Source organism: Candidatus Cloacimonadota bacterium (assembly GCA_016932035.1).
GTDB lineage: Bacteria > Cloacimonadota > Cloacimonadia > JGIOTU-2 > JGIOTU-2 > Celaenobacter.
This window is the reverse complement of record JAFGDR010000058.1, coordinates 1-19,045: the sequence shown is the minus strand read 5'-3', so window position 1 is coordinate 19,045 and position 19,045 is coordinate 1. Positions and strand designations below refer to the sequence as shown.

The following is a 19,045-nucleotide window of genomic DNA, read 5'->3' as shown; positions in this document are numbered from 1 at the left end:
ATAACTTTCAATGTGTGATAACCTTAAGTAGGATCATTAAATAAAAACATATTCTCATCAAATCTCGGTCTCTATTTTCCATAACGATTTTAATTATTTATTTGTCAAGATTTACATTAATTGGGTTCAAAAAGCTAATAGTTCAATATTAATTTGACATAAAAATACTTGCCATCAACACTCAAACGATCATGGAAAAAGAACAGAAGAAGGAACAGATGCAAAAGATATATGTGTTCGACACGAATGTGGTAATTCACGACCCATCGGCAATTTATGCATATCCTAAAGATAAAATTGTCATTCCTATTACCGTTATCGAGGAAACCGACCAGTTCAAAAAAGGGCTGGATGAAAAAAGCAGGAATGCCCGTCAATTCAGCAGAATACTCGATGGATTGCGTAAGCAGGACTCACTTGCCAAAGGAGTAAAATTAAAAAACGGCGGCATTCTCCAGGTCTCACTTGCCCATAAAGTAGATGGAGATGTGAATGATATTCTTATCACCGATGTAAACGACAACTTGATCCTCGGTACTGCTTACAAGTTCCAAAAAGAAAATCCCGACAAAGAAGTTATCATGGTTTCCAAAGACGCCAATGTGCGCATCAAGGCGGATGCAATCGGGCTGAAGGCGATCAACTATGAAGCTGAAACAATCAACTTTGAAGAACTTTATACCGGCGTTCTAAAAAAAGAAGTGACCGGATCGGAAGTGGATGCTTTAAAAAAAGAGCAAGAAGTGAAAAATTCCTTCGGACTATCATTTTATAATCAATTCCTTCTATTATATGAAAAAGATAAATTTCACCACAATGTGATTTTGAAATACCATAAGGACGAAGATGTCGTACGACCCCTTAAGTTCTACAAAGGAGAACCAATCTGGGGAGTGAAAGCGCTCAATCCGGAACAGGAAGCAGCATTTGATATCCTCCTTGATGATTCTATAAAAATCGTTTCACTCATCGGCATTGCAGGTACGGGGAAAACACTTCTTGCACTTGCTGCAGGTTTGCAGAAAACAATTCAGGAAGAAAAATTTACAAAACTCATTGTCACACGTCCGATCTTTCCACTCGGTAAAGATATCGGATATCTGCCGGGTTCAAAAAAGGAAAAATACAATCCTTGGATGCAACCGATATATGACAACATGGAAATCCTCCTCCAGAGCCATGAGCAGGAAGATGAAAAAAAGGAAAAGGGTAAATTTGGACGAAAACGCACATCCTCTCTCGATGAGTTTCTGGATTATGGATTTATCGAACTTGAACCCTTGACTTACATTCGCGGGAGAAGTCTGCCAGACCAATTCATGATCGTTGATGAAGCGCAAAACCTGACACCCCATGAGATGAAAACCATTATCACACGAGCCGGCGATCGAACAAAAGTGGTGTTGACCGGCGATCCATACCAGATCGATATACCCTATCTGGATTCTGAAAGCAATGGCTTGAGTGTGGTGGTCGAGAAATTCAAAGATGAGAAACTATCCGGTCATGTGACGCTGGTCAAGGGCGAACGCTCTGTACTGGCTGAGATGGCTGCAAAATATTTATAAAGGATTCATTATGACACGAGAAGAAGCACTTGAATTATTGAAACAACACCTGAAGAACAAGAACCTTCGGAAGCACTGCCTGGCTGTGGAAGCTGCAATGGCTCATTTTGCACGATATTTCGAAGAAGACGAAGAGATGTGGGCACTTGCCGGTATGCTCCATGACCTTGATTATGAAACAACGGTGAATAATTTTGTACGGCATGGTAAAGATTCAGTTGAACTGCTCAAAGACAAAGGACTCGATGAGAAAATACTGTATGCGATCGAAGCACATCCTGGGCATGTGGAGAGAAAATCGAATATGGATAAGGTTCTCTATGCAGTTGATTCATTAACAGGACTTATCGTTGCAGCAACGCTGATGCATCCAGATAAAAAAATATCATCATTAGATACAAATTTTGTGATGAGAAGATTCAAAGAAAAACGCTTTGCAGCAGGTGCAAATAGGGAGCAAATCAAAACCTGTGAGGAATTCGGTATGTCTCTCGAAGATTTTATCGACCACACACTGCAAGCAATGGCAGGTATCGAGAAGGAATTGGGATTTTGATATTTATAGCTCACGGATCGGCGCGTGTGAGTACGAATATAGAATACTGTAAAATGCAAATAAGTTGACGGAAAAAGGTATTATTTTATTGGAGAGTTAAGGAGATAAAATGATCCGGGAAAGAAAAAGAGTTGTCACAGTAATTTCGCTATTATTTTTCATATTCATATTGTCTTTTCATAACTATGCAGGAGAATTTCAAAAGGGAATAATGTGCGGATTAAATTTTCCCTCATATATACTAAAAGACAGTTACTATCATTATTTATCGGTCGGTTCAGCAGGTTCGAGTACTTCGCCCTCGTTCATATGTGGTATTGTATTTTCATACATTGTACATGATCTCATAAGTTTTAACACAGATTTGCTCTACGCAGTGAGAAGATATAATGTTAAGTATGAGAATCATGTATATGGAAGTGGAGATTACTATTCCCAATTGAGTAAATGGGATGGATTTCAGGAACTTCATTATTTAGAAATACCGTTTTATCTTCGAACAACTCTTTCTCTTTTCGGTAAAGAGATATGTAAACCTTACGCTGGATTGTATTATGCTAGACTTCTCAGCCGATTATATGAGTATTCTTTTTCATATGAAGCTTCAAACGCTGATGGCGAGATCACAGAAAGGTATGAGAAAAAAGTCGATGATAAACTTCAATATGTAAAAAAAGAGGATGCTGGCTTTTTGATTGGTGTGCAGGTAAGTTTATCAACAATATATAAGCCAGTATATCTTGATATAAGAGTGACGAAGAGTGTTAACAAAATAAACGAAAAATCGGTTACGGGCGAGGTGAGTAACCTTAGCGCTATCTGTTTTATAGGTATAGTATTATAAAGGGCACTAACATGAAAAGCAAGATGTTTTTTTTATTATTGTTTTCGGCAGTCGTACTTTGTACGTGTAGTTTGGAATATAAATATGATGGCCCAATCGGTCTTTACCTTCCTGATGAAGCAGAATCTCAAGAAGATACGATTTATGTCGATACACTTAACTGTATAACATTTAGTTTTTGTGTATATGAAACAGAGGGGCAGGTACAGGTCGCAACCACTGAAGATTTTTCTAATTTACTCTTCGACAGCGAATGTCATGACTATGTTTATTATAATGTGAATTTGGTAAGATATATTGAAATTCCAATTGAAAAGTTTACGATTGGACAAACATACTACTGCCGTTTGAGGATGATTGCCACAATAGGATTTCTCTCAGTTCCGGAATGGAGTGACTGGTCACCGGTCGGGTATTTTGCGTTAGCCTTGTCTGAAGAAAGGAACAATTAAGAAATTTTGTATATTTTCTACGGACCATAATCCAGCGGATAAGGTTTTTGCAGGTTTTTACATAACCACAGATTATATGTCATCTCATACTTTCCATTACGATAGATCATGACTCCAGTGAGTGGAATTATCTCTTCAAAATATTCAGAATATCGAGCTTCAGGACTCGTTGTATAACGTGGATGCATCACAAAGATACCATCTTTACCCATCAGTGAATCCATTGGAGACCAATACGCAAAATGATGTGCGCTCCCAACATCAAAGACAGCTACCGGATATCTCTTTTGAGCAGCATAGCCAAGTTCACCGCCAGTGATGTATTTATGTGTGAAAAGGAAGGTTTCATCATCCAACAAATTGCGACCTTCCAGATCGTCGATAACCTTATCCCATCCAAATCCTTCGAGGGTGAGATCCATTTTGACCCCTAGATTAAGAAATCCCGTGATCGAATGAATAACAATGATAATGAGGAGAACAGTAGTCACGATTCCCGTGCTCCAGAATGTCCATTTTACTGCTGGTTTTTTCCAGCTGAACATCCACCCTGAGGTGAGGATTATTGCAGCAAGATAGCCGGGCATGGGCCAATGTGGGAGTATCTGCTGAGTTGCTCCGAAAAGGGTAAAAATACCGATCGGGAGAAGTGCAAAGGGTAGCAGCCATCGATAATGTTCATCATTTTCGTCGATCGTTTTTACTATACTGATAATGAGTATGATCATAATCCACGGCAACAGATACGCAGCTTGAACAAGTACCCCCTGGTAGAATTTCGTGAAAGAAATACTATGATGTCCAACGCCTTTTCCGAATTGGTATGTATAAGAAACCCAGTCGTGTTTCGCATTCCATAAAACATTGGGAAGGAATATCAGCCCTGCAACAAGAAGCCCGATATAGAGGAAGGGACTTTTCCAATATCTGCGCCATTCCCTGAAAGCTATCAGGCAAAATCCAATACTCAAAAGCAGCAGAATTGCATGATATTTCGACAGCATAGCAAAACCGAGACTGACACCAGACAACAAAAACCAGATCCCTTTTCCGGTTTGATTCACCTTCATGATACTCAGGATAAAGAGTAACCAGAATACACCAAGTGCATTATCCGGAATGACGAATGCTCCCATTCCAACAAAAAAGTAAGGGATCGTATGCAGAAAAAGGATAGAGAAGATTGCAGCTTTCCTCTCGAAGAGACTTCTTACAATAAAATACATAAGAATTGCAGAGATCAGGAATAGAATAATAGCCCCTAAACGCAAACTTAGCGGAGAATACGAATCGGTCAGCCATCTGCCGAAACCAGCTGTGATTACAACAATCGGAGGGTGATCAAAAAATCCCCATGCAGGAAAATAAGAACAGACGCCGTAGTATGCTTCATCGATACCAGGTACTACAAATATACTAGCGATCAAACGTACAACAAATCCTATCCCTAGAATAAGCAGTGCGGTCGTATCTCTAAAAATATCAAAGATCGATAATACTGATTTTTTCATACAAACCTTCTCTATTGAGAATTTTGCATAATATGAATCATTATAGATGTCAATTTTCTCGGAAACATTGCCAAATAAATAATATCATTTTCAATTTTGATATGATAAAAAAATCTGCCCCTTCCTTCAAAGATCCTTGGGTATGGTCACCTCTTCTCATATTTATGATGCTCATGATCATTATACAATTTATGGGCATCAACACAAAGCTCTTTTTACTATTCAATAAAGCAAACACAATAACAGGTGATCGTTTCTGGGGGTTTATTACTCTTTTTGGCGATGGGCTTTTCGCAGCTGTTCTCTTATTCCCGTTCCTCAAAAAAAGACCGGATATAATCTGGAGCGTACTCATTGCATCTATATTTTATATGATCGTTCTGCACAGTCTTAAAAGAATCTTGGATGTACCCAGACCTGCTGGTGTGCTTCCTGCCGATACATTCCATATTATCGGACGGCGACTGACAAAGCATGCGTTTCCTTCCGGACATTCAACAACCATTTTTACGTTGATGGGTGTCATTGCTTTCACATTTCGGCAGAAGGCAATCTTCATGTGGAGTATCATTTTTGCTCTCCTTGTTGGATTTTCTCGGATCGTGGTTGGCGCGCATTGGCCTATTGATGTTCTTGCAGGTGCATTACTCGGTTGGTTCAGTGCTTGGATCGGAGTATCTCTTGCAGATAAATCCACCTGGGGTTACTCGAGGATTTCTCAGATCATATATGGCATTGTCCTTCTTGTCTGTACTGTTGATCTCCTACTCATTTATAATACTCATTACCCACTTGCCGATCCCATAAAATGGATAGCTGGTATTATCTGTTTGTTTGTTGGAATCGTTGCATTCTACAAGGTTATTTTTCATCGTTAGATGTAATGATTTTCGTATAAAAATATATTTGATGAGAAAATTTTTACCATTTTGAATGTTAAGGATTACCCAATCTTTTATAAAATAAATCCTTAGTTGAATCTTAGGAATTTAACTTGACAGCATTTGGAATAAAATAACATGAATACAAAAAAAGATGAGGTAGTTACTATGCCAGTTAATTTTGATGAGCTCTTTTCAATTAATTCGAGAAGGATGAAGAAGTCGGTTATTCGTGAACTTCTGAAACTCACTGCAAAACCTGAGATTATTTCCTTTGCCGGCGGTCTTCCTTCGCCTGATTCATTTCCTGTTGAAGAGGTAAAAGAGGTCGTTAATGAAGTTATGGAAAAAGAGGGTAAGATTGCATTACAATATAGTGCGACAGAAGGTGATCATGTTCTCAGAGATCAGCTGATAAAGCATTCACATAAAAATGGAATGGATGTTAAAGAGGAAAATTTACTCGTTACGACATCATCCCAACAAGGTTTAGATCTGACAGCAAAAATATTTATAGATCCGGGTGATCCGATTATTGTTGAACTTCCATCGTATGTTGGCGGTTTGGGAGCTTTCAATGCATATGGCGCAGAGATGATCGGTGTCCCGCATGATGAAGAGGGCAAGAGTTCAAAATTATTACGCCAAGAATTAAAGATTCTGAATGACAGCGGAAACAAACCAAAATTCATCTACATCGTTCCTGATTTTCAAAATCCTGCTGGAATGACTATGAGTCTTAAACGTCGCCACGAGATATTGGAACTCGCTTATGAATTTGATCTCATTATTCTTGAGGACAGTCCATACAGAGAATTGCGTTTTGAAGGAGATCCTGTACCAACAATCTATAGCCTGGATAATGAAGGACGAGTTATTCTTTTGGGAACTTTCTCTAAAATCTTTGCTCCTGGATTCCGTGTTGGCTGGATCTTAGCACATCCTCAAGTGATAACAAAACTTGTTGTCGCCAAACAATCAACAGACCTGTGTCCTCCAACATTCTCACAACGTATTATCGGTCGCTTCATGGAGAAAGGGTATCTCGATAAAAATATTGATAATATCAAAAAGATGTATCGCAAAAAACGAGATATCATGCTTGATGCCTTTGAGAAATATATGCCCGAAGGTGTTACCTGGACAAAACCGGAAGGTGGTCTTTTCCTCTTTATGCGTGTACCCGGTCATATGGGAATCGATACCGATGAGCTTTTCTATAAGGCAGTAGATAAAAACGTCGCCTATGTCATTGGTTCAGCTTTCCATTGCGATGATTCAGGTCACGATGCCATGAGAATTAACTTCTCTTATCCAACTGAAGAACAGATCGTTGAGGGAGTAAAACGTTTGGCAACTGTAATTAAAGAACATGCAAAATAAAGCCATGTAATAAATAGATAGATCAAAGCCCACATACCGTTGTGGGCTTTCTTTATAGGATGTATGATGGATAGAATATTGTGTGTGCAAAAGGCAGATGATTGCATTATTGAATTGAAACGGATCGGTGTAACCTCACAAGGTATTGAATCCATGTTTGAAAAATCACTCTGCACTGCGATAAAACTAAAAAACATCAAATTGGGAGCTGCTAATATCATTAAACAGGACATGCTCAGTATCGGTGGTGATGCAGCAGTTTCGCGGGGAGTCGTGAATGGTAAGGTCAATCGGTCGGATGTCATCATTCTCGGGAATCTTAAATTGATTCACAAGCTAATAAAAAAACTCTCCTTCCAGGATATATTTGAGATACCAGACATTATTAATCGTCTGCAGAAACTTGTCGACATTAAAGAAAGAAAACTACCCTACTCAATCAAAGCCGGAGATCGAACTCTTTCTTTTGATCGAACACATATTATGGGTGTTCTCAATCTTACGCCCGATTCCTTCTATGATGGCGGCAAGTACACTAAGGCCGATGTTGCAATGCATCACATAGAAAAAATGGTGAATGCGGGTGCAGATATCATAGATATCGGTGGTGAATCGACACGGCCTTTTGCAGAAAAAGTATCGGTGCAGGAAGAGCTGGACAGGGTCATTCCTATTATTTCAAGGGCAATACAGAGATTTGATATACCATTTTCAATTGATACCTACAAAGCAGATGTCGCCAGAGCAGCACTTGTTGAAGGAGTTCGAATCGTGAATGACATCAGCGGTCTTCACTTCGATCCTGATATGGCAAAGACTATTTCTGAATTTAATGATGTGGCAGTGATCGTCATGCATATTAAAGGAACTCCTCGGGATATGCAGAAAGAACCAACCTATGAAGATGTTGTTGAAGAAATTCTTGAGTACCTTAACAAGTCCATACACATTGCTGAAGAAGCAGGCATTCCGACTCAGCAGATCATTGTCGACCCAGGTATCGGATTTGGAAAACGGATAGAGGATAATCTCACGATCATTCATAAACTATATGAATTCAAATGTCTCGACAAACCAATCCTTATCGGATGCTCAAATAAAAGCTTCATCGGCTGGCTTCAGAAATCAGAAAAGGAAGAACGCCTTGAAGGTACTCTTGGTGCGCATGCTTATTCTATCTTACAGGGAGCACATATCGTTCGAGTGCATGAAGTGGCACCTCATAAAAAACTTGCACAAATCATCGATGCAATAAGAGATATGCGATCATGAGTTTTCTCATTCCAAACGTCCTTGACGTCATAGATATATTAGTAGTCACCTATATCATTTATAGGCTCATACTGCTGGTGCATGGATCAAAAACCTATCAGATTGTTTGGGGTTTGGTCCTTGTGGTGATCATCTATTTCATTGCCGAACTCCTCAATTTAACACTTCTTGGTTCTATCGTCCGCATTATACGAGATATCTGGGCTATTGCTCTCGTAGTCCTATTCCAGCCGGAAATTCGATCTGCTCTTATCAAATTCGGTCAGAAACCTTTCATGCGATCACTGTTTCCACAGAAATCAGATTATCGATTCACCGAACTCATCAATGCTATTCGGGCCATGTCTTTCAGTAAGATCGGTGGAATTTTTGTTCTGGTGGAAAAAGTCGGAATGGATGACTATATCAGTACTGGGGAGATCATCGATGCTGAAATTTCAGAAAAGCTGATCCTTACTATCTTCAACAAAAGGACCGTTCTCCACGATGGTGCAATGGTTATAAAAGACAACCGGATCGTTGCAGCAAAAGTGATCCTGCCACTTACAAATCAAACAAAATATGTACAGCGATTTGGAACACGACATCAAGCAGCAATCGGAATATCAGAGCAAACAGATGCATTTGTAATCGTGGTTTCAGAGGAAACAGGAAAGATATCAACCGCAAAGAATGGAACAATGAAATCTCATGTTTCCATCGACATCCTTACCCAGACCTTAATGGATGAATTCGAATAGAAACATTGTGGGAATAACCGGAGGGATCGGCTCGGGTAAGTCACTCGTTGCCGAGTTTTTCATTAACAAAGGAATTCCCGTGATCAATGCAGATAGAATTGGTCATAATATCCTGTATGACGAGAAAATTAAAGATCAAATCGTTGCCTATTTTGGGAAATCTGTTTTAGACAATCATGAAATCAATAGAAAAGAACTCGGAAAAATAGTTTTCAAAGATCCTGAACAGCTGAAAGTACTCAATGCACTCGTTCACCCAGCTCTTATAAAAGAAATTTTGCGAAGAGTCGAACAGTCAACCGATCCAATGATCGTGATCGATGCTGCGCTCCTGTTTCAGTGGAGCATGAACGAGATATGCACGTATGTCATTTTGGTAACTGCACCGGAAAAAGTAAAAATTTCCCGACTGGTAAAACATACTCACATAACAGCAAAAGAAGCAAAAGTGCGTATTCGAGCACAGCAGGAATTCCCCATCGCCTTAGCTGATTTCATCATTGAAAATGATGGTACAATCAAAGCTTTGAATGAGCGTATAACGATTATCTGGGAGAAGCTTCAACAAGCACAAAAATAGATAAGCATGGTTCCTAAGAATCTGCAGTATTACAAATTTTGCACCTACGGTTTCCTGAAAAATCTTAGGTTCTTCGATCCCTTCATTATCCTGTTTTTCAGAGAAATGGGATTTTCCTTTCTTCAAATAGGAACGCTTTTCTCTATCAGGGAAATTGCCACAGGCATTCTTGAGATACCTACCGGATTTTTCGCAGATAGTTATGGACGAAAATTTTCAATGGTTCTCGCCTTTGTGAGTTACATTTTTTCATTCATTATCTTTTACCTTTTCCCTTACTTTGGATTATATGTCCTTGCTATGGTTTTGTTTGCATTTGGTGAAGCATTCAGGTCGGGAACGCATAAAGCAATGATTCTCGATTACCTAAAACTGCATTACATTACCGACCGCAAGATCGAATATTACGGTCACACAAGAAGCGCTTCGCAGATCGGTTCTGCGGTATCGGCACTCATGGCAGGAATTCTAGTATTTTTTGCAGAATCGTATCGGATTATCTTTCTTGCTTCAATCGTGCCGTACATCCTTGGTCTTATGCTTATGCTCACCTATCCAAACTATTTGAATGGCAAAATTACAAAGATCGAACGGTTATCATTCTGGAAGGGAGTTGCATCAAACTTCAAAGCTACGTTAAGAAATTTTGTACAGATGTTCAAGAATTCTTTACTTCTGCGAGCTTACTTTAATTCAGCGAGTTTTGACGGGCTATTCAAAGCAGTGAAGGATTACCTGCAACCGATCTTACAGACCTTTGCATTATCCCTTCCGATCCTTGTTAGCTTGGGGAATCAACGGAGTACTATCATCATCTCGATCACGTACTTCGTCCTATTTATCCTTTCTGCATATGCTTCGAGAAGGTCACAGAATTTTGTATCACATTTCAAAAATGTAACGACAGCGATCAATAGAAGTTACATGTTCGGTCTAACTGCTGTGATACTTGCGGGTGTTGCAACATATGTTGATGTGAAGATTTTTGCGATCGTTCTTTTTATCATTGTATATATGCTCCAGAACGTACGAAGACCTATGAATGTTGGTTTTATCAGCGAAAATATCGACTCACATGTTATGGCAACAGGACTGTCCGTTGAGACTCAATTAAAAACGATTTTTATTGTAATCCTATCTCCACTCATGGGATTTTTAGCTGACACATTTGGCGTCGGTATTGCACTCGGTCTTATCGGGTTGCTGGTAAGTATGGGTTATTCGTTCGTGAAAGTTGCGGAGAGGAAACATTAAATACAATCAAATATTCCAATTTGAAAAATAATATCCATTCTCCAATACGCCTTGGCTGTCACTTTGGTGCGACAAGCACGGAATGACCAATGACCACCTGAGTTTCAAATACAATCAAGAAGTTGTTTGTTCTATCGAAACTACTGGCACATTTACGACTTATAATTATATTTCAATTTCCTCACAATCCGCGTCGATGATTTTTTTATTGAGCACTCTTTTTGATGGAAAGTCTCACATGAGAGCCTTGAACCCCAATCCTTGTTCGGTTGGATATTCTGTTTGCACTACTGAATATTCAAGATTTTTATGTTTTTCTTTTCATACTTACAGATATAAATAATCAAAAAAAAGAAGACCCTCCAAGGGGGTACGGAGGATCTTCCTAAGTGTAAGGGGGAAAATTACTTATGCGCCGATGAGTTTCCTGTATTCGTCAGCTTCGAGTAAACCCTCAAGCTCATCAGTGCTGGAAATTTCAAATTTTGCAATCCATCCCTCATCGTAAGGACTGGAATTCATAAGATCGGATGCATCTGTAAGCTGTTCATTTACCTCTACGATGATGCCACTCAGAGGAATATAGATCTCTTCAACTGCTTTCACTGCTTCAACTGTTGCCAGAACATCACCAGCTGTTAGTTCACTATCAACCTCAGGAAGCTCTACATACACGATGTCGCCAAGTTCTTTTTGGGCATAATCTGTGATTCCCATTGTGGCGATCTTGCCATCGACCTTGATCCACTCATGGGTCTCTGTATAAAAAAGTTCGTCTTTTACCATGAAAGCTCCTTTGTGTAATGATGTATAGTTATTATTCTTTTAATATTCATTTTGTAGCTTGAAAAATGGTAGCTGGATTTTATGTCAATAATAATAAATAATTCATTGAGTTCATAAAAATAGGTTTTCAATTCTCGTATGATTACGTATATATAACATTCAAATCTCAGCAAGTTGACAAAATTGTTCATAATCAGAAAATCGCAACATAGGAGTAACTATGTCCGAGATTACACATGTGATAAAACGAAGTGGTGCTAAGGTGAGGTTCAATCCTTCACGTATTTCTAACGCAATATACAGAGCTGCCGTTGCAGTTGGTGGCCGGGATAAGCAGCCTGCTGAACGTCTTGAAAAGCAGGTAGTGAATATTCTTAGAGAGAAATATTCTGCAGAAAATCCACCCCACGTGGAAGATATACAGGACATCGTGGAGCAGGTCTTGATAAAAAATGGGCATGACGAAGTGGCGAAGGAATATATCCTATACCGCAATGAACAAAACAGGAAACGGGAAGAGCGAAATCAACGATTATCCCACCCTTCTCAGAATATTCCCTGGGCAAAACTCTGGAAAGTGCTCGATTGGGCAACATCGCATGACCTGAATACTATTACCGGTATGAATGCTCGTATCGAAAATGGAGAATTTCCACATATCGTGCATGAATCGGAAAGCGCATATGAAAATGAAGTGAATATCGCATCGAACCTGATACTCGAGCGTGAGCAAAAGATCAAGCTCGTGATGATCAGCGGACCCTCTTCGTCAGGTAAAACTACGACGACAATAAAGCTGGAAGAACGTTTAAAGAAACATGGATTGAGTTTTGTCACATTAAATGTCGATCACTATTTCTTCGACCTGGAAATGCATCCGAAAGATGAGTTCGGAGATTACGATTTTGAAACACCACAGGCACTCGACCTGCCGATGATCAATGAACATATTGCTGCGCTGTGTGATGGGAAAGAAGTCGTCATCCCCTTCTATGATTTCAAGACAGGCACCCGGCATCTGAACCGGACAAAAATGAAATTGGAAAACCATCAAATTCTTCTGATTGATAGTCTGCATGGGCTGTTCCCTGCAATGACCAAAGATGTTGCTGACGATATAAAATTCAAGCTGTACCTTGAACCGCTCCTGCAAATGAAGAATAATAAAGGACAGTATATTCGATGGACAGACCTTCGCCTGATACGCAGAATGCTCCGGGATGCGACTCATCGTGCATATAATCCGCAGCAAACCCTAGAGCACTGGCACTATGTGCGCAGCAGTGAACTCAGGCATATTATTCCGTATATCAACACGACCGACTACATTATAAATAGTGCAATGCCGTATGAAGTTGCGCTTTATGCTGGTAGAGTGCTCAGTCTGTTCCGTGAATGGACTGAAAAATTCAAGGATGATCCACTGAAAGAGGATGCCTATACTCGCTCTAGAAGGATTCTGGACTCACTTGAAGAAGTCTTTCCTGTTACAGATGATTCCTCTGTTCCAGCTCATTCGGTTCTGCGTGAATTTATCGGCGGAAGTAGTTTGGAGTATTAAATTCTAAACCAAAATAATAAAATCATAATGTAAAATGAGTTTCGAAGTTCCACTTCTAAATGAGTGTTGTTCTCGAATCATCCTGACAAATCTGGATAATTAAAATCCAGGTGTCGAAAGTGGTTCACAGCGAAGGATGAAGCACTCGCTACACGATTGAACAGGATATGAATTACCTCCGAAAATGCAATTTTATGCCTTACTTGGTTATAACATTGAACTGTCACGAAGGTTTCTTTTAATAGCTTATAAGAAGTGTTCACTATCCTTGACATCTCCAAATAGGGCATCACAAAGAGTCAAAAAATAGCCGGAGTAGTTATGGCTGATAAACTTGAATTTGGAAACATTTCAAGCAAAAAAGCAATGGAACTTGAAGAAACCTACGGGGCTCACAATTACCATCCGCTTCCTGTCGTGATCGCGAAAGGTGATGGACCTTTCGTATGGGATCCCGAAGGCAATAAATATTATGATTTTCTTTCTGCCTATTCTGCAGTGAACCAGGGACATTGTCATCCAAAAATTATTAATGCCCTCACTGAACAGGCAAAAGTACTCACACTTACCTCACGAGCATTCTTCAACAACAAGCTTGGTGAATATGAAAAATTCGTCACCGAGTATTTCGGATTTGAAATGGTCTTGCCAATGAATACCGGCGTCGAGGGTGTGGAAACCGCGATGAAACTCTCTCGCAGATGGGGATATGTCAAAAAAGGGATCGAAGACAACAAAGCAAAGATAATCTTCTGTGAAAATAATTTTCATGGAAGAACGATAGGTGTTATTTCTGCCTCCACCGATCCTGATTGCAGAACCCATTTTGGTCCATTCCTTCCCGGCATCATTAAAATTCCGTATAACGACCCTCAAGCTCTTGAAGAAGTTCTCAAAGAACAGGGTGAAGAAGTATGCGCATTTATCGTCGAACCAATTCAGGGTGAAGCTGGCGTATATGTGCCGGATGAGGGTTACATCAAAAAATGCTATGATATCTGTAAACAATATAATGTTCTTTTCGTAGCTGACGAAGTCCAGTCCGGTATTGGACGAACAGGTCGTCTGCTCGCATGTGATTATGAAGAAGTCAAACCTGATGTTCTAATCCTTGGAAAGGCAATTTCTGGCGGCGTGCTTCCAATCAGCGCTGTTCTTTCCAGCAGAGAAATAATGCTGACCATCAATCCGGGTGAGCACGGTTCGACCTTTGGCGGGTTTCCGCTTGCATGCGCTGTTGCAACCGCAGCTCTCAAAGTCATCAAAGAAGAACATCTTACAGAAAATGCAGAAAGATTGGGAAAGATCTTTCGCGCTGAACTCGAAGCAATAGACTCTCCACTCATTGAAATCGTGCGGGGAAAAGGTTTGCTCAATGCCGTAGTCATCAAACCTAAAGACGGCATCGATGCATGGAAGGTCTGCCTGAAACTCAAAGACAAAGGCGTTCTTGCCAAACCAACTCACGAACACATCATTCGTTTTGCTCCGCCGTTGGTAATTACCGAAGATCAGCTCAGGGATGCGTTGAAACGAATAAAACAGGTTTTTGACGAGATATAATATGAAGATAGGAATACGAAGAGAAGATAAAAGCACCTGGGAACGTCGCGTGGCAATCACGCCGGAGCATGTAAAACTCCTACATGATGAATTCAGCATACAAACCTTTATTGAACCTTCAAAAATTCGTGTTTTTACCGATGATGAGTACAAACAAGCAGGTGCAAACGTTCAGGAAGACCTTTCGGATTGCGATGTTGTATTCGGTGTGAAAGAAATACCAAAATCCTTCTTCCAGCGCGGAAAAACCTATGTGTTTTTCTCTCATGTGATCAAAGGACAGCTTTATAACATGCCGATGCTCAAGTGTATGATGGACCTTAAATGCAATCTCATCGATTATGAAAAGATCGTGAATGATAAGTATCAGCGCTTGATTTTTTTTGGACGTCATGCAGGTATTGCTGGTATGATCGATGCGCTCTGGGCATATGGACAGCGATTGAAACATGAAGGTTTGAAAACTCCTTTTGAAACAATAAAAAAGGCGTATGAATATCACTCAGTCGAAGATATAAAGAACTCCCTCAAAAATATTGCAGAGAATATTTCAGCTCAGGGACTTCCGGATGACATATGTCCTCTCGTTGTAGGTTTTACAGGCTATGGCAATGTGTCTAAAGGTGCACAGGAAATATTGGATTGTTTACCGCACATCGATATAACACCTCAGGAACTTCTTTCATTAAAGGACAAAAATATTTCGAACAGACATCTTTATAAGGTTGTTTTCAAAGAGATCGATATGGTTGTACCAAAAGACCGATCTGCGCAATTCGAATTACAGGATTATTTCGCTCATCCAAAAAAATATGTATCTCAGTTTACTCAATATATACCCCACCTTACGATTCTGATGAACTGCATCTACTGGTCGCTTGGAAGCCCTCGATTGGTAACCAAAAAGGCATTGAAGAATATCACAAAAGATGGCGAACCACTCAAACTTAAGGTAATTGGGGATGTTAGCTGCGATATAGAAGGAGCGATTGAAATAACCAGTAAAATAACCGAGCCTGATAATCCTACCTATACCTACGACCCACACACCGATGCTGTAGTAGATGGCAACGAAGCAAAGGGCGTTATTGTTGTCGGTCGGGATAATCTTCCCTGTGAAATACCGAGAGATGCGTCAATGGCTTTCAGCAAAGCATTGATCGATTTTGTTCCCCAGCTTGTCAAAACTCACGAAGATGGTAAACTTGATAGAACCGATCTACCATTTGAACTCGAGAATGCCTTGATCCTTTATAATGGCAAACTTACAGAGAATTACAAATACATCAAAAAGTTTTTATAAGATACGAAAGGATATTTCAATGAAAAAAGTACTTATTCTAGGAGCTGGATTGGTATCCAGACCTCATGTGAACTATCTTCTTGCTCAAAAAGATTTTATGGTGACTGTGGCAAGCAGAACGGTCAGCAAAGCTGAAAAGCTGGTTGCCGGTCATCCAAATGGGAAGCCTGTCGAGTTGAATGTTCAGGATGATGATATGCTTGATAAACTGGTTTCTGAGCACGATCTCTCTGTTAGCTTACTGCCCTATGTCTATCATGTGAAAGTGGCAAAACTCTGCATCAAACACGGTAAACACATGGTCACAACATCCTATGTAAGCGATGCAATGCGCGAACTGGACGAGGATGCCCGTGATGCTGATGTGCTCATTCTTAATGAGATCGGCGTCGATCCCGGTATCGATCACATGTCAGCAATGAGAGTTATAGACGGTGTGAAAGAACAAAACGGAAGGATCCTCAGTTTCAGATCATACTGCGGTGGACTTCCAGCTCCTGAAGCAAATACCAATCCCTGGGGTTACAAATTTTCATGGAGCCCACGCGGCGTAGTCATGGCAGGAAAGAATGCATCAAAGTGGCTCGAGGATGGCGAGATCATCGATATTCCCGGACCGGAACTCTTTGCCCATCACTGGGAAGTCGAGATTCCTGAATTCGGCACGCTCGAGGGATATCCAAATAGAAATTCGGTTCCTTATGTCGATCTATATAGTATTGAAAATACAAAGACCATGTTTCGCGGTACCCTGCGCTATCCCGGATGGTGCGCAACCATGAAAAAGATCGTTGACCTCGGTCTTCTCGATGATGAGAAGAAGTATGACCTCACGGGCATTACGTATGCAGATTTCATGATAAATTTCGTGACAACCGATACTCATACATCGCTCAAAGAAAACCTCGCAGCGCAGTGGGAACTTCCAATTGATGCCAACCCGATCTACCGAATTGAATGGCTTGGACTTCTCAGCGATATCATCATTGGTCTTGATGAAGGAACAGCAATGGACGTATTCTGTCATGCTCTGAACAATAAACTGAATTACGAACCGGGTGAACGAGACCTGCTCGTACTTCACCATGATTTTATTGCAAAATTTCCGGACAAGAAACAGCATATTACTTCGACCATGATCGATTATGGTATTCCGAATGGTGACTCTTCGATGTCACGAACCGTTGGACTGCCTGCTGCGATCGCAGTGAAGCTCATTCTTGAAGGAAAGATACAGGAAAAGGGTGTGAAGATACCTGTCGATCCTGAGATCTACCTGCCCGTTCTTGAAGAATTGAAAAAACAAAACATCGAATGTGTCGAGCGGTTTGAAGACATGTAATATTTCAATTGTAATAGATTACAAAGCCCTTGAAGATTTTTTTGAGGGCTTTTTCTTATGCACATAAATGAAACTTTACAGCAATTTTTTTTTGCGTTGTGTATTAACAAGGTTTATTATGAAAAAGAAAAATAAGTTCGGATTGTACTGCATTACATTATTGTCGTACCCCCTCCCATCATAAAATACATAAGTGATGCAAGTTATGATAAACGTTATAGAAACCACACCCAAAAATATAAAACTCATTTTAAAACAAAAACAGGGCAATGATTTGATTCATTGCCCTTTGGGTTTCATAATAAAAAATTGGGCAGCGGAATGATTGGCTGCGACCTACTCTTCCACACAGTTTCCCATGCAGTACCATCAGCGCACGTGTGCTTAACTTCTGTGTTCGGGATGGGAACAGGTGTACCCACACTGCTATAACAACCAATCATTTCACTGCCCATGTATTAAAAATAGGTAGTGAGTAAAGTAAGAGAATTTAAGAGAAAAAAGTAAGGCTACGACTAATTAGTATTACTCGGCTGAATACATTGCTGTACTTACACCTGTAACCTATCAACCTTGTAGTCTTCAAGGAGTCTTAAAAGATGTCTCATCTTGGAGTTGGCTTCCCGCTTATATGCTTTCAGCAGTTATCCATTCCAGACATAGCTATACGGCAATGCAACTGGCGTCACAACCGTTACACCAGAGGTCTGTCCACATTGGTCCTCTCGTACTAAGTGTGGATCTCCTCAAACATCTAACGCCCACGAAGGATAGGGACCGAACTGTCTCACGACGTTCTGAACCCAGCTCGCGTACCACTTTAAATGGCGAACAGCCATACCCTTGGGACCTTCTTCAGCCCCAGGATGTGATGAGCCGACATCGAGGTGCCAAACAGCGCCGTCGCTATGGACGCTCGGGCGCTATCAGCCTGTTATCCCCGGAGTACCTTTTATCCGTTGAGCTATCCCCCTTCCATGCGGTGGGATAGGATCACTAAGACCTGCTTTCGCATCTGCTTGACCCGTCGGTCTTGCAGTTAAGCTCCCTTATGCCTTTATACTCTACGCGTGGTTACCAATCACGCTGAGGGAACCTTTGTACGCCTCCGTTACATTTTAGGAGGCGACCGCCCCAGTCAAACTGCCCTCCTGGCACTGTTCTCATACCTCATAAAGGCACGAGTTAGTATTCCGATATCATTAGGGTGGTATTTCAACGTTGGCTCCACCCCGGCTAGCGCCGAAGCTTCAAAGCCTCCCACCTATCCTACACAAACAACACCAAAATACAATACCAAAATGCAGTAAAGGTTCACGGGGTCTTTCCGTCCTTTCGCGGGTAGGCGGCATCTTCACCGCCACTGCAATTTCACCGAGTCCCTGGTTGAGACAGCGCCCAAGTCGTTACACCATTCGTGCAGGTCGGAACTTACCCGACAAGGAATTT

The 19,045-nt window shown here is 40.6% G+C and carries 16 protein-coding genes and 2 rRNA genes; 14 read left to right on the top strand and 4 right to left on the bottom strand.

What is annotated here, in order from left to right; all coding sequences use genetic code 11:
* Nucleotides 1-191 precede the first annotated feature (191 nt).
* The 4 genes from JW794_09665 to JW794_09650 all read left to right on the top strand — a co-directional run bounded on the left by JW794_09665 (nt 192) and on the right by JW794_09650 (nt 3,420).
* Nucleotides 192-1,568, top strand: coding sequence for a PhoH family protein (locus JW794_09665; protein ID MBN2018377.1), 1,377 nt, complete (start codon nt 192-194; stop codon nt 1,566-1,568).
* Between the two features lie 10 nt (nt 1,569-1,578).
* Complete coding sequence (locus JW794_09660) at nt 1,579-2,124, top strand: HDIG domain-containing protein (protein MBN2018376.1); 546 nt, start codon at nt 1,579-1,581, stop codon at nt 2,122-2,124.
* 211 nt (nt 2,125-2,335) lie between these two features.
* Complete coding sequence (locus JW794_09655; protein MBN2018375.1) at nt 2,336-2,968, top strand: hypothetical protein; 633 nt, start codon at nt 2,336-2,338, stop codon at nt 2,966-2,968.
* A gap of 11 nt (nt 2,969-2,979) precedes the next feature.
* Nucleotides 2,980-3,420, top strand: a complete 441-nt coding sequence (locus tag JW794_09650) for a hypothetical protein (GenBank protein MBN2018374.1) — start codon at nt 2,980-2,982, stop codon at nt 3,418-3,420.
* 17 nt (nt 3,421-3,437) lie between these two features.
* On the opposite strand, the gene JW794_09645 is transcribed toward JW794_09650, so the two are convergent.
* Complete coding sequence (locus tag JW794_09645) at nt 3,438-4,931, bottom strand: glycosyltransferase family 39 protein (protein MBN2018373.1); 1,494 nt, start codon at nt 4,929-4,931, stop codon at nt 3,438-3,440.
* Nucleotides 4,932-4,963: 32 nt separating this feature from the next.
* Here JW794_09645 and JW794_09640 point away from each other — a divergent pair, with 32 nt between their 5' ends.
* From JW794_09640 to JW794_09615, 6 genes are all read left to right on the top strand, one after another.
* Complete coding sequence (locus JW794_09640) at nt 4,964-5,809, top strand: phosphatase PAP2 family protein (protein MBN2018372.1); 846 nt, start codon at nt 4,964-4,966, stop codon at nt 5,807-5,809.
* A gap of 171 nt (nt 5,810-5,980) precedes the next feature.
* Nucleotides 5,981-7,195 carry a PLP-dependent aminotransferase family protein gene (locus tag JW794_09635; GenBank protein ID MBN2018371.1) on the top strand — a complete coding sequence of 405 codons (1,215 nt, stop codon included), beginning with the start codon at nt 5,981-5,983 and terminating at the stop codon, nt 7,193-7,195.
* 66 nt (nt 7,196-7,261) lie between these two features.
* Nucleotides 7,262-8,467 (top strand): dihydropteroate synthase, encoded by a 1,206-nt coding sequence (gene folP / locus JW794_09630; GenBank protein MBN2018370.1) that lies wholly within the window; start codon nt 7,262-7,264, stop codon nt 8,465-8,467.
* Nucleotides 8,464-9,207 (top strand): diadenylate cyclase CdaA, encoded by a 744-nt coding sequence (cdaA, locus tag JW794_09625; protein MBN2018369.1) that lies wholly within the window; start codon nt 8,464-8,466, stop codon nt 9,205-9,207. Before folP ends, cdaA begins: the two co-directional genes overlap by 4 nt.
* On the top strand, nt 9,194-9,787 hold the full coding sequence (locus JW794_09620) for a dephospho-CoA kinase (protein ID MBN2018368.1): 594 nt from the start codon (nt 9,194-9,196) through the stop codon (nt 9,785-9,787). The genes cdaA and JW794_09620 overlap by 14 nt, the downstream gene beginning before the upstream one ends.
* A 6-nt stretch (nt 9,788-9,793) precedes the next feature.
* Nucleotides 9,794-11,041: an MFS transporter gene (locus JW794_09615; GenBank protein ID MBN2018367.1), complete on the top strand. Its 1,248-nt coding sequence runs from the start codon at nt 9,794-9,796 to the stop codon at nt 11,039-11,041.
* Between the two features lie 408 nt (nt 11,042-11,449).
* Here JW794_09615 and gcvH read toward each other — a convergent pair whose 3' ends face one another.
* On the bottom strand, nt 11,450-11,827 hold the full coding sequence (gene gcvH / locus JW794_09610) for a glycine cleavage system protein GcvH (protein MBN2018366.1): 378 nt from the start codon (nt 11,825-11,827) through the stop codon (nt 11,450-11,452).
* A gap of 220 nt (nt 11,828-12,047) precedes the next feature.
* On the opposite strand from gcvH, the gene JW794_09605 reads away from it, so the two are divergent.
* The 4 genes from JW794_09605 to JW794_09590 all read left to right on the top strand — a co-directional run bounded on the left by JW794_09605 (nt 12,048) and on the right by JW794_09590 (nt 17,596).
* Entirely contained in the window at nt 12,048-13,388 is a 1,341-nt protein-coding gene (locus JW794_09605) for a response regulator SirA (protein ID MBN2018365.1), read from the top strand.
* A gap of 321 nt (nt 13,389-13,709) precedes the next feature.
* The gene (rocD, locus tag JW794_09600) at nt 13,710-14,951 is read left to right on the top strand and encodes an ornithine--oxo-acid transaminase (GenBank protein MBN2018364.1); all 1,242 of its coding nucleotides are present in this window, start codon (nt 13,710-13,712) and stop codon (nt 14,949-14,951) included.
* Nucleotide 14,952: 1 nt separating this feature from the next.
* Nucleotides 14,953-16,254 (top strand): hypothetical protein, encoded by a 1,302-nt coding sequence (locus JW794_09595; protein MBN2018363.1) that lies wholly within the window; start codon nt 14,953-14,955, stop codon nt 16,252-16,254.
* Complete coding sequence (locus JW794_09590) at nt 16,208-17,596, top strand: saccharopine dehydrogenase NADP-binding domain-containing protein (protein MBN2018362.1); 1,389 nt, start codon at nt 16,208-16,210, stop codon at nt 17,594-17,596. Before JW794_09595 ends, JW794_09590 begins: the two co-directional genes overlap by 47 nt.
* Nucleotides 17,597-17,919: 323 nt before the next feature.
* Here the strand turns inward: JW794_09590 and rrf are convergent.
* Both rrf and JW794_09580 read right to left on the bottom strand, forming a co-directional pair.
* Nucleotides 17,920-18,036, bottom strand: a 5S ribosomal RNA gene (gene rrf, locus JW794_09585).
* Nucleotides 18,037-18,095: 59 nt separating this feature from the next.
* Nucleotides 18,096-19,045 (bottom strand): 23S ribosomal RNA (locus tag JW794_09580); the annotation flags it as partial.

Excerpts from the sequence above, each read along its gene's own strand:
- JW794_09665 (MBN2018377.1), top strand. The coding sequence starts at position 192 with ATGGAAAAAGAACAGAAGAAGGAACAGATGCAAAAGATATATGTGTTC.
- JW794_09660 (MBN2018376.1), top strand. The coding sequence starts at position 1,579 with ATGACACGAGAAGAAGCACTTGAATTATTGAAACAACACCTGAAGAAC.
- JW794_09655 (MBN2018375.1), top strand. The coding sequence starts at position 2,336 with ATGTGCGGATTAAATTTTCCCTCATATATACTAAAAGACAGTTACTAT.
- JW794_09650 (MBN2018374.1), top strand. The coding sequence starts at position 2,980 with ATGAAAAGCAAGATGTTTTTTTTATTATTGTTTTCGGCAGTCGTACTT.
- JW794_09645 (MBN2018373.1), bottom strand. The coding sequence starts at position 4,931 with ATGAAAAAATCAGTATTATCGATCTTTGATATTTTTAGAGATACGACC.
- JW794_09640 (MBN2018372.1), top strand. The coding sequence starts at position 4,964 with ATGAATCATTATAGATGTCAATTTTCTCGGAAACATTGCCAAATAAAT.
- JW794_09635 (MBN2018371.1), top strand. The coding sequence starts at position 5,981 with ATGCCAGTTAATTTTGATGAGCTCTTTTCAATTAATTCGAGAAGGATG.
- folP (MBN2018370.1), top strand. The coding sequence starts at position 7,262 with ATGGATAGAATATTGTGTGTGCAAAAGGCAGATGATTGCATTATTGAA.
- cdaA (MBN2018369.1), top strand. The coding sequence starts at position 8,464 with ATGAGTTTTCTCATTCCAAACGTCCTTGACGTCATAGATATATTAGTA.
- JW794_09620 (MBN2018368.1), top strand. The coding sequence starts at position 9,194 with ATGAATTCGAATAGAAACATTGTGGGAATAACCGGAGGGATCGGCTCG.
- JW794_09615 (MBN2018367.1), top strand. The coding sequence starts at position 9,794 with ATGGTTCCTAAGAATCTGCAGTATTACAAATTTTGCACCTACGGTTTC.
- gcvH (MBN2018366.1), bottom strand. The coding sequence starts at position 11,827 with ATGGTAAAAGACGAACTTTTTTATACAGAGACCCATGAGTGGATCAAG.
- JW794_09605 (MBN2018365.1), top strand. The coding sequence starts at position 12,048 with ATGTCCGAGATTACACATGTGATAAAACGAAGTGGTGCTAAGGTGAGG.
- rocD (MBN2018364.1), top strand. The coding sequence starts at position 13,710 with ATGGCTGATAAACTTGAATTTGGAAACATTTCAAGCAAAAAAGCAATG.
- JW794_09595 (MBN2018363.1), top strand. The coding sequence starts at position 14,953 with ATGAAGATAGGAATACGAAGAGAAGATAAAAGCACCTGGGAACGTCGC.
- JW794_09590 (MBN2018362.1), top strand. The coding sequence starts at position 16,208 with ATGGCAAACTTACAGAGAATTACAAATACATCAAAAAGTTTTTATAAG.